A 13,157-nucleotide genomic window follows, 5' to 3' on the forward strand; every position below is an offset into this window, starting at 1 on the left:
CGTGTCGATGCTCAGACAATCGGAGGCTGTGGCTTGAACGAATGCATCGCCAGCTTCCAGGCCGGCTCGTGATAGGCGAAGTCGGTCGGTGTGGTGGTCAAGGTGGTGATCAGCACCGATGGCTTACGCTCGATGAACACCTGGCGCAGCATCAGTTCACGCCCCTCGCGTTGCCAGGTGTAATCCAGCAACGTGGTGGTGTGCCCCTGCAGCACCGTGTCCCAGCGCTGAACCAGCTTGAAGCCGGGCAGTTGCTGCTCTGCGCTTTTGAGCTGGCGGTCGACGTATTCCGCGAATGGCGCGTCGCCCTGGGAGGCATCGCGGCTGATGACGAAACTGGCTTCTTTAGCAGGGCCGACTGCCGGCAGCTTGAAAATATTGATGCTCTGGTCCTGCCAGGCATCGGGGATTTCGAGATCGGCTTCTTGAATGCGGTAAGAGGTCACAGTAATCGCTTTCCATGGACGTGAGGTGACGCGCGAAGGAGCAGATATTCAAGTAATGCCTGGTAACAATCAAGAACCGGGTTCCTCTGCCCCAAGTAACGAACTACATTATGCGATCAGCGTCACTACTCTGGCGATTTCATGCCTGTGCACGCGCTGTCAAAGGGCGTGATCGCTTGATCTTCAACGTCAAAAGCCGGCAATCTTGCGCAGCGTCAAATGGACTGCGGCAGCGATAAGGACAACCGATGCTATTCAACCAAGCCACACGCCTGGCCAAGATCACCAGCCCCCTGGGACCCGAGGTGCTGTTGCTCAAGGACATGGGCGGCGGTGAAGAGCTGGGCAGGCTGTTCAACTACGAGTTGCAGCTGCATTCGCTGGACAACGCCATCGACCTCAACCAGTTGCTCGGCAAGCCCATGTGCGTGAGCCTGCAACTCGATGGCGGTGGCGAGCGGCACTTCCACGGCATCGTCGCCCGCTGCAGCCAGAACGTCGACCAGGGCCAGTTCGCCAGCTACCAGGCCACCCTGCGCCCATGGTTGTGGCTGCTGACCCGCACTTCCGATTGCCGGATTTTCCAGAACCTGACCATCCCGCAGATCATCAAGCAGGTGTTCCGCGACCTGGGCTTTTCCGATTTCGAAGACGCCTTGAGCCAGTCCTACCGCGAGTGGGAATACTGCGTGCAGTATCGCGAGACCAGTTTCGATTTCGTCAGCCGCCTGATGGAACAGGAAGGCATCTATTACTTTTTCCGTCATGAGCAGGGCCGGCATGTGCTGGTACTGGCCGATGCCTACGGCGCCCACACCACGGCCCCCGGCTACGGCTCGGTGCCTTACTACCCGAAGAATGAGCAGCAGCGCGAACGCGACCACATCCACGACTGGCACCTCGCCCAGGAAGTCCAGCCCGGTTCGCTGGAACTCAACGACTACGATTTCCAACGCCCCAGCGCGCGCATCGACGTACGCTCGGCCATGCCCCGCCCGCACACCGCCGGCGACTATCCGCTGTACGACTACCCTGGCACTTATGTGCAGAGCCAGGACGGCGAACACTACGCCCGCACTCGCATCGAAGCCTTGCAGACCCTCCACGAACAGGTCGAGCTGGCGGGTAACGCGCGAGGCTTGGGCTCGGGGCATCTGTTCACTCTTACCGGCTTCAGCCGTCAGGACCAGAACCGCGAATACCTGATCGTCGGGGCCCGCTACTACATTTCCCAGGAAAGCGGCGAAACCAACGGCGGCGCGCCGAGCGCACAGTTCGAAAGCAGCCTGACCTGCATCGATGCCCAGCAAAGCTATCGCCCGTTGGCGACCACCCACCGCCCTATCGTCAAAGGCCCGCAGACTGCGTTGGTGGTCGGCCCCAAGGGCGAGGAAATCTGGACCGACCAGTTTGGTCGGGTGAAGGTGCATTTCTACTGGGACCGGCACGACCAATCCAACGAAAACAGCTCGTGCTGGATTCGTGTGTCGCAGGCGTGGGCCGGCAAGAATTGGGGCTCGATGCAGATTCCGCGCATCGGCCAGGAAGTCATCGTCAGCTTCCTCGAGGGCGACCCGGACCGGCCGATCATCACCGGCCGCGTCTACAACGCCGAACAGACCGTGCCCTACGACCTGCCGGATAACGCGACCCAGAGCGGCATGAAAAGCCGTTCGAGCAAGGGCGGCACGCCAGCGAATTTCAACGAAATCCGCATGGAAGACAAGAAAGGCGCCGAGCAGTTGTACATCCACGCCGAGCGCAACCAGGACATCGTGGTCGAGGTGGATGAAAGCCATTCGGTCGGCCACGACCGCAACAAAAGCATCGGCCACAACGAGACGGTGACCATCGGCAACAACCGCCTGCGTATCGTCAAGCAGGAGGACATCCTCTCGGTGGGCCAGCGCAAGACCGACAGCATCAGCCAGAGCTACGTCATCGAAGTGGGCGAGAACCTGCGCCTGGTGTGCGGTGAAAGCATCCTGGAGCTCAACGCCAGCGGCCAGATCAACCTGACCGGCGTGCAGATCAGCTTCTACGCCAGCGGCGATGCCGAGTTCAACACCGGTGGCGTGCTGCACCTGAACAACGGTGGCGGCCCGGGTGCCACGCCGGACGGCCAGGGTGTCAAGGGCAGCATCGATGCCAACATCAGCGCCGCGTTCCCCAAGGGCTAACTTCGAGATTTATGCGCCATGACTTACCGTCTCAATGAATTCCAGCTCCAGCTGCCGCCAAGCGAGTTGCTGGACGCGACGATCAACATTCTCAAGTTCCCCGAGCTGGGCACCTCCTTGATTGTCAGCCGCAGCCTGCTGGCCGAGGGCGAGACCCTGCAAAGCAACCTCGACGACCAGCTCAAGCGCCTGGAAAAACAGGTCCAGCAACTGCGCTGCCAACCGGGCGCGACCGTACGCGTGGGTGCCAACCAGGAAGTCGAAGCCATCGAATTGCGCAGCCAGTTCAACAAGGGCAACGAAAAGGTTTTCCAATATCAGCTCGCGCTGGTACTGCCCGGCACTCGCAAGATGCTTGCCCTGAGTTATGTGAAAGCCGAGAAACTGGGCGATGCCGAAGCGGCGCATTGGGCGACGATCAAGGGGTCGCTGGTGTTCGACACTCCGGCCTGACACCCCATCCCTGTGGGAGCGAGCCTGCTCGCGATAGCGGTGGGTCAGGCACTGATGAGGTTGACTGAAAGGGCCCCATCGCGAGCAGGCTCGCTCCCACAGGGGTTTGGTGGCGTCAAGGAAGTGGAAGGCATCATTGATCAAATGTGGGAGCGAGCCTGCTCGCGATAGCGGTGGGTCAGACGCTAGTGATGTTGACTGGTCAGACGTCATCGCGAGCAGGCTCGCTCCCACAGGGACAAACCGAAGCGGATCACGCGCCTGAAAATGGCATTAACGAGCATGCCGTAACCCACAAGGACAACAGGCGCAATGGAAGGCATCAAATTGCTTGAACACACGGTCATCAACCACCTGAGCACCCTGCATGTCTGACGCGCTCTGGGCCGCCCGCCTGGGCGATGCACTGAACCACACCTCGATGATGGCCGACATTCTTGGCGGCGTATTGGAGGTGGCGGCCAACATCGCGATCACCGCCCTGGCGACCGCCGCCGTGGTCGCGGCCACGGGCATCACCGTCGTCACCGGTGGCCTGGGCTGCTTCGTCCTGGGCCTGGTGGTGGGCACCATCGTCGGCCTGGCCATGAGCAAGACCGGGGCCGACAAAGGCCTGAGCAATTTATGCGAGGGCATCGGCAACGCCCTCTTTCCGCCCACGGTGCAGGCCAACATCCTCACCGGCTCCAAGGACACCTTTACCAACAACATCCCCTCGGCCCGCGCCGCCGGAGCGGTAGTTTCCCATGTCGCGCCGGCCGGCACCGAACTGGAAATGCCCGAGCCGGAAGAAGAGCCTAGCTACCTGGACATGGCCGGGAATTTCTTTTCGCAGATGTGGCGTCCCACTGTCGCCTCGCCCGCCCCCGGTACGGAGACCCGACCGGAAGACCTGGTCATCTGCACCAAGCATCCACCCATGCCACCGCAGTTCATGGCCGAAGGCTCGGACAAAGTCACCATCAACGGCCAGCCCGCCGTGCGCAGCGGCGACCGCAGCACCTGCGATGCGACGGTGGTGTCGTCCGGGTTGATTTCGCCCAACGTGACCATTGGCGGCGGTTCGGTGGTGGTGCGCGAGATCCGCAGCGGCAAGACCCCGGGCGTGGGCCTGGCGGTCACGGCGCTACTGATGCTCAAGGGTGGCAAGGGCAAGTTCTTCAGCAAACTGCCGTGCATGCTGGTGGGCGGCGCGGTATCCATGGCCGCCAGCAGCGCGGCGAACGCGGCCGCCAACGCTGCCATGGGTTCGTCGAACCCGGTGCATGCCGCCACGGGCGCCAAGGTACTGGGCGGTGACGAAGACCTGGATTTCGTCTTGCCCGGCATCCTGCCGATTGACTGGCAGCGCGTCTACAACAGCCGCGACGAGCGCCGCGACAGCCTGTTCGGTGCCGGCTGGAGCGTCGCCTACGAAGTCCAGGTGGACATCCTGCCCCACCCCGACGGCGGCGAAACCCTGATCTACACCGACGAACAGGGCCGCCCTATCGACATGGGCTCCATCCCCTTGGGCGGCGCGGTGTTCAGCGCCGGCGAAGGCCTGGCCGTGCGCCGCCATGTGAACGGGCAATTGCTGATCGAAAGCGAAAACGGCCTGTACCGCTTGTTCGAACCGACGCCAGCCAACCCATCACACCTGCGCCTGAGCCAACTGGGCGACCGCAACGACAACCGCATCCACCTCGACTACGACGCCGCCGGGCGCCTGGTGCGACTACGCGACACCTTCGACCTGGTGCACGTCGAGCTGATTCGCGAAGGCGAGCGCGTCACCCAGATCGAACGCCTCTACCCCGACCAGACGCGGGAAGTACTGGTCAGCTACGCCTACGACGCGGCGAACAGCCTTACCGAAGTACGCGACGCCACCGGCCAGGTACAACGGCGCTTCAGCTACGACGCCGGGCAACGGATGGTCGAGCATCAGTTGCCCACCGGCCTGCGCTGCTTCTACGAATGGGCGCTGATCGAAGACCAGGAATGGCGCGTGGTGCGGCACTGGACCGACGAAGGCGACGCCTACCAGTTCGACTATGACCTCAAGGCCGGCATCACCCGCATCAGCGACAGCCTGCAACGCGTCAGCATCCGGCACTGGAACAGCCAGCACCAGATCACCCAATTCAGCGACAACCTCGGCCAGACCTGGTTGTTCGAATGGAACGATGAGCGCCAGTTACTCAGCGCCACCGATCCACAGGGCGGACGCTACACCTATGGCTATGACGAGGCCGGCAACCTCAGCCAGTCCAGTGATCCGCTCGGACGCATTGAGTCCGTTTTATGGCTCGATCATTGGTCGTTACCGTTAGTAGAAACCGACGCCGCCGGCAACAACTGGCGATATGAATACAATCGCCGCGGCAATTGCATTCGCGAAACAGACCCTCTGGGCCTCGTCACCCAATATCGCTACAACGCTCATGGGCAAATCATAGAAATTGTCGACCCGACCGGCAAAAGCAACACCTTGCGTTGGAACACTCAAGGGCAACTGGCTGAACATATTGACTGCTCTGGGTATTCGACAAAGTTCAGCTATGACCATCGCGGTTATCTACAGGTCATCACGGATGCTCTTGGCGAGCGCACTGTCTATGAACATGACTCCCGCGGCCGCCTGCTGCGTTATCAGTTGCCTGATGGCCGCGTCGAACACTACTTGCGCGACGCCAGCGGTCAACTCACCAGTTACATCGATGCGGCCGGTCATACCACCGTCTATCAGCACGATGGGCGCGGACAGGTTCGCCAACGCATCGACGCCCATGGAAGGTCGGTTCAATTCAGCTACGACGCCTATGGACGCCTCCAGGCGCTAACCAACGAAAACGGGGAAAGCTATCGATTCGCCTGGGACGCCGGCGACAGAATGATCGAGCAACAGGATCTGGATGGCAGCGCCCGACGTTATGCCTACGACGGGCTGAATAACGCCATTCGCGAGGCCCATTTCCCTGCCCCTTTTGGCAATGGTATGGCGTTGGTATCCAGCGGCCCAATAGAGCCCATCATTCATCACCTTGAACGAGATGCTGCCGGACGGCTGATTGGCAAAATAACGGCAGACGGCCGAACCGAGTACACCTACGACACTGTGGACCAACTCATTGCCGTCACCTTTACAGATAATCAGGGCAACCAACAAAACCTGAGCTTTGCCTACGACGCCATCGGGCAACTGCTGGAAGAGCAAAGTTCGGCTGGCCGCTTACGGCATCATTACGATGAGCTGGGCAGCTTGATACAAACGCAGCTACCGGACGGCCGTCGACTCAATCGGTTGTATTACGGCAGCGGCCATCTGCACCAACTCAATATTGACGGACAGGTGATCTGTGATTTCGAGCGTGATCGATTGCACCGTGAGGTCCTTCGCACTCAAGGACGACTCATCACCCGTAGCGAATATGACCGGGGCGGACGCGTGCGTTCGCGCCTGCAACGTCATGCGGACCAGTCGACGCTATTGCCGCCTGTGGCGCAGAAACAATTCAACTACGACCCCAATGACAATCTGATCAGTCGCCTCGACCAGACGCCCAGCGGTGATCGCCAACGGTTGCTGCACTACGATGCGACGGGGCGCATTCTCGCCAGCCAAGACAATGTCCAAGGCCCGAGCGAAACCTTCGCCTACGATGCTGCCGCCAACTTGCTGGACGGGCCTCAACCCGGCGCCGGGCTGGTGGTGCATAACAAATTACTGACCTATCAGGACAAACGTTATCGTTACGACGCCTTTGGCCGGATGATCGAAAAACGCAGCGGTGGCCATCTGGTGCAACGCTTTGTCTACGATGCCGAGCACCGTTTGATCGAGGTGCATAACCGCAGCGGTTCCCAAGATACGGTCGTCAGGATGACCTATGACCCACTGGGTCGTCGGACGGCAAAAACCGAACATGACAGTCGTGGTTATCCACTGGGTGAAACACGCTTCATCTGGGACGGTTTGCGACTGCTTCAGGAACAAAAAAACAGCCAGTGCAGCGTTTACCTCTATGACACGGACAGCCACGAACCACTCGCTCGAGTGGACGGCCTCGGTGCTCAACAAAACATTCACTACTACCACAATGATCAGAATGGGTTACCGGAACAGCTCTCGGACGCCAAAGGCGACATCGTCTGGCAAGCGCGTTACCGCGTTTGGGGCAATACCGTTGAGGAAGTGCGTGAGCCTCATTACATCGAAGAACAGAACCTGCGTTTCCAAGGCCAATATCTGGACCGAGAGACAGGCCTGCACTACAACACGTTTCGTTTTTACGACCCGGATATCGGGCGGTTCACGACACCCGATCCCATCGAACTGCTGGGCGGAATCAACCTCTATCAATACGCCCCCAACCCGCTCGGCTGGATAGACCCGTGGGGCTGGTCCTGCCACGGCAACTCGAAAACCAGTCGCAAAGCGCAACATGGTTACGAGATCGTGGACACGCGCACGGGTAAAGTCGCCAAAACCGGCGTGAGTGGCGGCAAGATAAAAACAAACGGAAAATCTGTTCGCGCCGAGACCCAGGTTAGGAAATGGAACGCAGAACCGGGTAACACGGGACGTTACGAATCCAGAGTCATCAAAAAGGTGCCGGCCGGCCCAGGTGCTCGTTGGAAAATCGAGCATTGGGAGCGAAGAAATGCGAATCGACGCAGGCAGGAACTAGACCCAGCGAGGCATTCAAGACCATGATCTTAAAAGAAATCTACCTGTACCCCGACCTGGGCGAATTCAGCGACGAAATTATTCATCCGTTTCGCGACCAAAGCCGATCGATTTGCAATTTTCTTGAGCGCCACCTGAGTGCAGAAAAATTCGAAACGCCGAATTTCAAGAAAATCTGTTTTGTCGGCACCCGCCAAGCCGTCAATGAGCCCTATGTAAACTCCAGCGGCGCGCTCATCGTCAATGTTGGCCTGGATACCGAACTGTATAAAAAATGCACATCGGTCAAAGAGCTCAATGAGTTCTTCATACAACTGTTGTTGGAAGGCCTGGAAAAATGCCGCCCACACATGACCTTGCCTGACGATCTGCTGAAAAACGCAATGGATGAGTTCCGCCGCAACCACTATAAAAACGAGTGGACCTTCAAGCAGAAAAAAATAAAAGGGTCGGACTATGTCTGCGCCCTGGAGTGCCAGTTAACCATCGATTGCTTCCTCATGAACCTTAAGGTCTTGAGGAAAAACACACCGGTACTCGACAAAGAAATTCTGCGAACCGCGCCTGACGAAATAGCATTCGGTCCGTACCTCAAAGACCTCAAGGAAGAAGGCGGCAGAATAAAGGTCATCGACAAATCGGGCGTGGCCTTCTACACCACCACGGTTGCTAGCCTGGACAAGCTTTGACATCCATATGCCGATCGAGCCAACGGATGAGCATGAAGTGATTACCCCACGAGGCTCGCTCAGGTCTACGCCATGAGTATGGAAATTCGCAAGCATCTGGAAGTGGAATTACTGGCGGCGCTGAAGCAAACAACGTCACCCCACCTGGACCTGAAGGCCAGCAAAAACAAACTTGGCCTGCTCGTTGCCAAGGAAAAGCTTGGGGAAATCTACGTTCAACACCTGACCAAGGCCGACGGTTATTACGCAGGGTTGGAGATCTATAACTGCGAGGCCTTTAGCTTCTGCAAAGAGCAATCCCCACCCTATGAGAGTCGGCTGTTGAACGCGTCGTTTTTGTCGAAAAGCTCCTTGTCGGAAGAAGCAAAACAATTCGGCGATGAGCTGGGAGGCATCATCAGAACCCCATCCCCTCAGGCCATTAGCGCCACTGTGCAAAAAATAACCGAACGACTCGAAAAATTTTACCTGCCCAAGGCCGAGCACTGCGTTCTGGGTACGCCCGCATTAATCGATGACGTGTTGGCCGAGCCAGATAACTATGCGTTTCCATTCCTGGCGATTGTCTTTGCGGCGCACAAAAATAATCTGAGCCTGGATTCGGATGTGCTCAAGAAAGCCCTGGCGACTAAAGCAATATTTTGGAACAAACAGTTCGATCTGGCGCTTGCGAACAAACTACTCGGCGCAGGTTAAACGCAAAACCCCGTGGCGAGGGAGCTTGCTCCCGCTGGGCTGCGCAGCGGCCCCCGCTTGTTGGAAAAAGACGTCATGGATTGGCCTCCCAGAAAATTCTTATGCTCCGCTCGGTCGCGGACATCGACTCCATGAGCTATACCAAAGTGCCATCAGCGCCATGCAAAGGGAGCCATGCGCCATGAAGGGGACTTTGTTAGGTTTAATCGTTGTGTCTATCGCCGGATGCGCCAACCTGAACAGTATCTACCGGACATTCGATGTCTCCCGTGGGGAAAGCTCCATGAGCGATATCCGACAGCGAGCCATACTGGTCGCCCCCAATGAGAACATCACCAAAAAATACGACGCGACCGGAAAGCTCGTTTCGGAGGAGTACAGAAAGAACGGGGTGTTCGTTTGCGCAGAACCAAGCCCCGACGCAATGGCTTCCCTTGCTTATGAGCTGGCGGCAAAGGGGGGTTATCCAGAGAAGGCAAGCGGTGAATTGGCGTTCGCCATGCAGGACGGGGCCGCATTCACGGGCATACGCACACAAAGCATCCAGTTGCTCCGTGATTTCGGCTATCGCTTGTGTGAAAGCTACCTGTCTGGCGCGATAAGCGCCCCTCAATATGACCTTCTCATGAGGCGATTCCAAAAGAATACGGTCGCCCTCCTGGCAATTGAACAGCTGACCGGAGCGATCAAAGCCCCTCCCATAGCCCTCACGACAAGTGGCCGGGCTGAAGCGACAAAATCACTGTCCGAACAGAGAGCTGAGCGAGAGAAGGTCAGCGATAGAATTACCGCCCTGGAAACCGAAAAAACAGCAGTAGACAAAAAAATCAGTGATGCCAAAAAAGCCAATGCCAACGCTGACACTTCGGAACTGGATCAGACCGCTGCGGGCCTAGCGGAAAAAATCAAAAACCTGAAAGACGATAGAAACGTTATCGACAGCGCAATAGCCGAAACAAAAGGTGTGATTGCGGATGGCGAAGTAAAGGTAAAAATAGAAACCTCGGGCATGGGCAGCCAACGATCGGATGCCCACATTCAACAAATAGCGAAAACAGTCGAAGGCATCGTCAATAACATCGTGCTCGCCGATGATGAACAGCAACTGTGCATGTCGGCTCTTTTGCTGCCGAACCCGAATGAAGGCCAGAAAAATTTCGCGGATTGGTGCATCAAGGTAATGCGCACCCAGGCTGAAGCCCGGGATGCCTTGATGAAAAATACAAAACTCAAGATGGACCAAGCACAGGCAGTTTTGGGCAGTGGGGCCAACACGGCAGAAAAAGACAAAGCAAGGCAGGACCTTGCCAACCTTCAGAAAGCGTTGGAAGGACTTGGGAAAGGCCCGGGACTGTACAGCCTGTCCTTGGATCGATAGCGCATCGTGGGCCTGTCGATATCGCCCGCTGCGCACGGGTAGCCAAAGGACAGGGGAACAAAACGAAGCGTCGAGCTGAACTGCCTCGACGCTTCTTTATTGATCGCGCCTAGCTATTCAAAAAATGTGAGTTCGTTGCTGGCAAGCCGAGTATTGGACAACGTCGCCCACGATAGCCGCGGCACCACCAACCCCGTGGCGAGGGCGCTTGCTCCCGCTGGGCGGTAACCTGCGGTTTCAGGGGCAGAACCTGGACCGGGAAGCGGGGCCTACGGGAACACCGACAAACCGCATCATTCTGCTGGCAGCGTGACGTTCCCGGCGCTGCGCCAGTTTCTTTTACTGCTTGAAGATCACTTACCAATCAACTGATCCGGATTGAGCCCTATGGCCCGATACCCAATCGCCATCGGGCGCGGAAAGACTTGGGTCAACGTCACGCCCGAGCTGGAAACAGATTTCACCGCACCTGTAACCCCCGGCGCATCCGGTAAAAGGGCTTTGGATAGCTTGTCCACCTCAGCCTCGGTTTCGCCAATTTCCCGGGCAAGCTCGTTCATGGCCGTTTGCTGAGTCTGTGTATTCGGCTGGCCCTGACTGCTGCCTTGCGTGGCAGGAGCCTCCTTCATCATCAATTTCATCTGATCACGCAAACCTGCCAGCTTTTCAAACCGCTCGACCAAAGCCTGAGTGCTAACGGCGAGTTGCGCCGACTGGCCCGCTGAGCTTGTGACGGAAATATCGATCGCGTTCGCGTAATACACTTCCGAAACCAGCAGCAGCTCCGGTTTCGAGCTATTGCCCTGTTTGTCGACGAAAGTTTGAAGCTGCATCATCCGGGCAACAACGCTTTGTAAGTTGCCAAACCCGTCCTTTGTCTTGAAGCCATTGCCGCCCAAGGCGCTCAGAAGATCAGGAACGTCCACCCTTATGACCGTGACACTCGGCACCGAGACCGTCATAAGGTAATCATCCTTGCCCACCACACTGCCCTTCGCCCCCACCGTTCCCGCCATCACATTTGCACCCATTCCCGACTCGACACGTGACCCGAACTGAAAAGCCGGGAACGCCGTGACGCGGTTGACTCTGAAGTCCGCCTCTTTATAGCCGCTGCATTTGAAGTGCGAATAGTTGATAGCCGTCGGCTGCCAGGGCGCTACCGTCTTCTCCCCTGCCGGCTCCCCGCCCTTGACCGGGTAGCCAGAGATTTGCGGCAACTCCGGGGCACTGCGGATCGACAGATACAGTTTGCACAGATCCAACGACCCTACTGGCGCCGGGTAATAGGTGTAAAACGCCGAAGGCTTTTCATCAGAACGGCTTTTCCCGGGGTAGGTGGGGACCAAAAGAAAATTTCCCGGATACAGCCCCTCCTGCAACGGATATACCGCTCTAACACCCAGGTTCGCCACGCTCTCTGACCAAGTCTTGAGCATCGTGCCCGACTCCGGCCTGGAAGCACTGCACCCTCCGATAAGCGCCAGAACGGGGAAAAGAGAGATGAACGTCTTGAAGTGCATACGCCTCCGAGGGACATGAAGAAATAGCATGTCGCCATCACCGGTATAGACGTCAATGATTAAAACTCAAGAACCTGATTGGTCCTTGCTGCTGATCGAACGGGATCAAGCTGCTTTGCCATGGGTCGAGACCGGAAAAAGGGAGAGCAGATGCACTGCTGGCGAATCGAACGCTCGATAACGTCGACCGACGTTAGCCGCCACACCATCAACCTGCGGCGAGGGGATTTAGCAAAACGTCGCACCGCCCCGCTGGGCGGCGAAGCCGCCCCAAAAATGACGACACATTCCTACAGAAAAACCACTGCATCACCGGTGCGAGAGCAATCTCTGACCATGAATTCCAGGGCAATACGAAGCCTTGTTTATTCTCCCTCCACAACGCTTCCACCCAGCTACACATCCTTGCGCCATTGCCTACAACTACGCCAGAATCCGCCCGCTTGTGCGCCTTGCTCCCGGGTTCTATCGTTTCCCTGCCACTGCCCATCAGTGGTCGGGTTTGGCGGCCCGGTACACGAAAGGTGCAACAGCCCCTTAATATGATTGCGATGCCTCAGGCATTGGCACTCCTATGTTATGGCGGGTTGCGCAAGGATCCCTTCGGGGATGCCGGGTTCCTTTCGTTCCGGTCCGCCAACCTTGTGTAATCCGTCACCCCATCTGCTTGGCGGCAGACGGTGACGGTTCCTCTTACGAAAGGAGCTCCACCATGTTCAAAATCACACCGAATCCTCCCGAAGCAGATCAAAGCTCTGCGTCCGCTAAATCCAAAACGAAGAAACAAGACGAAGCAGAAAAGCGCGCCTTGGATTACTACCTCCTACCAAAACCGGAAAACTCGGAAGACGCATCCAAACCGGGCCAGCTATTCACCGTGGCAAAAAACGCCGACAACGAATGCCTGCTCGCCAACCTCAGCGAAAACCTGGCGTCAGCCGACGCGATGATCAGCAACCTGGCCTTCGACCTCGAAGGCCCCCGCCGCCACATCGCCCTCGGCATCCAGCAACTGATCGAACTGAGTTCATTGCTGGCGAACCGGGTGCTGGATAACGTCGACCCACGCTAGCCGCTACACCACCCGTGGCGAGGGGATTTATCCCCGCCGGGCTGCGCA

General features: G+C 57.8%; 9 protein-coding genes. 7 read left to right on the plus strand and 2 right to left on the minus strand.

The features are described from left to right. Window positions 1-11: 11 nt before the first annotated feature. Complete coding sequence (locus tag PBDP_RS29375; RefSeq protein WP_109752755.1) at window positions 12-446, minus strand: DUF1795 domain-containing protein; 435 nt, start codon at window positions 444-446, stop codon at window positions 12-14. Between the two features lie 248 nt (window positions 447-694). Between PBDP_RS29375 and PBDP_RS29380 the strand changes: the two genes are divergently transcribed. The 6 genes from PBDP_RS29380 to PBDP_RS29405 all read left to right on the plus strand — a co-directional run bounded on the left by PBDP_RS29380 (window position 695) and on the right by PBDP_RS29405 (window position 10,514). Then, window positions 695-2,626, plus strand: a complete 1,932-nt coding sequence (locus PBDP_RS29380) for a type VI secretion system Vgr family protein (protein ID WP_212801629.1) — start codon at window positions 695-697, stop codon at window positions 2,624-2,626. 18 nt (window positions 2,627-2,644) lie between these two features. Further along, window positions 2,645-3,079 carry a DcrB-related protein gene (locus PBDP_RS29385; protein WP_109752757.1) on the plus strand — a complete coding sequence of 145 codons (435 nt, stop codon included), beginning with the start codon at window positions 2,645-2,647 and terminating at the stop codon, window positions 3,077-3,079. A gap of 367 nt (window positions 3,080-3,446) precedes the next feature. Then, window positions 3,447-7,778: an RHS repeat-associated core domain-containing protein gene (locus tag PBDP_RS29390; RefSeq protein ID WP_212801630.1), complete on the plus strand. Its 4,332-nt coding sequence runs from the start codon at window positions 3,447-3,449 to the stop codon at window positions 7,776-7,778. Further along, complete coding sequence (locus PBDP_RS29395; protein WP_212801631.1) at window positions 7,775-8,440, plus strand: hypothetical protein; 666 nt, start codon at window positions 7,775-7,777, stop codon at window positions 8,438-8,440. The genes PBDP_RS29390 and PBDP_RS29395 overlap by 4 nt, the downstream gene beginning before the upstream one ends. A gap of 72 nt (window positions 8,441-8,512) precedes the next feature. After that, complete coding sequence (locus PBDP_RS29400; protein WP_212801632.1) at window positions 8,513-9,136, plus strand: hypothetical protein; 624 nt, start codon at window positions 8,513-8,515, stop codon at window positions 9,134-9,136. 181 nt (window positions 9,137-9,317) lie between these two features. Continuing rightward, window positions 9,318-10,514, plus strand: coding sequence for a hypothetical protein (locus PBDP_RS29405; protein WP_212801633.1), 1,197 nt, complete (start codon window positions 9,318-9,320; stop codon window positions 10,512-10,514). Between the two features lie 353 nt (window positions 10,515-10,867). On the opposite strand, the gene PBDP_RS29410 is transcribed toward PBDP_RS29405, so the two are convergent. Continuing rightward, a complete protein-coding gene (locus PBDP_RS29410) occupies window positions 10,868-11,953 on the minus strand; it encodes a hypothetical protein (RefSeq protein ID WP_212801634.1) in 1,086 nt (361 codons plus the stop codon). A 796-nt stretch (window positions 11,954-12,749) separates the two neighbouring features. On the opposite strand from PBDP_RS29410, the gene PBDP_RS29415 reads away from it, so the two are divergent. Then, entirely contained in the window at window positions 12,750-13,109 is a 360-nt protein-coding gene (locus PBDP_RS29415) for a DUF6124 family protein (RefSeq protein WP_109752761.1), read from the plus strand. Window positions 13,110-13,157 lie beyond the last annotated feature (48 nt).

The organism is Pseudomonas sp. St290 (assembly GCF_018325805.1).
GTDB classification, from domain to species: Bacteria; Pseudomonadota; Gammaproteobacteria; order Pseudomonadales; family Pseudomonadaceae; genus Aquipseudomonas; species Aquipseudomonas bijieensis.

Excerpts from the sequence above, each read along its gene's own strand:
- PBDP_RS29380 (WP_212801629.1), top strand. The coding sequence starts at position 695 with ATGCTATTCAACCAAGCCACACGCCTGGCCAAGATCACCAGCCCCCTG.
- PBDP_RS29385 (WP_109752757.1), top strand. The coding sequence starts at position 2,645 with ATGACTTACCGTCTCAATGAATTCCAGCTCCAGCTGCCGCCAAGCGAG.
- PBDP_RS29390 (WP_212801630.1), top strand. The coding sequence starts at position 3,447 with ATGTCTGACGCGCTCTGGGCCGCCCGCCTGGGCGATGCACTGAACCAC.
- PBDP_RS29395 (WP_212801631.1), top strand. The coding sequence starts at position 7,775 with ATGATCTTAAAAGAAATCTACCTGTACCCCGACCTGGGCGAATTCAGC.
- PBDP_RS29400 (WP_212801632.1), top strand. The coding sequence starts at position 8,513 with ATGAGTATGGAAATTCGCAAGCATCTGGAAGTGGAATTACTGGCGGCG.
- PBDP_RS29405 (WP_212801633.1), top strand. The coding sequence starts at position 9,318 with ATGAAGGGGACTTTGTTAGGTTTAATCGTTGTGTCTATCGCCGGATGC.
- PBDP_RS29410 (WP_212801634.1), bottom strand. The coding sequence starts at position 11,953 with ATGCTCAAGACTTGGTCAGAGAGCGTGGCGAACCTGGGTGTTAGAGCG.
- PBDP_RS29415 (WP_109752761.1), top strand. The coding sequence starts at position 12,750 with ATGTTCAAAATCACACCGAATCCTCCCGAAGCAGATCAAAGCTCTGCG.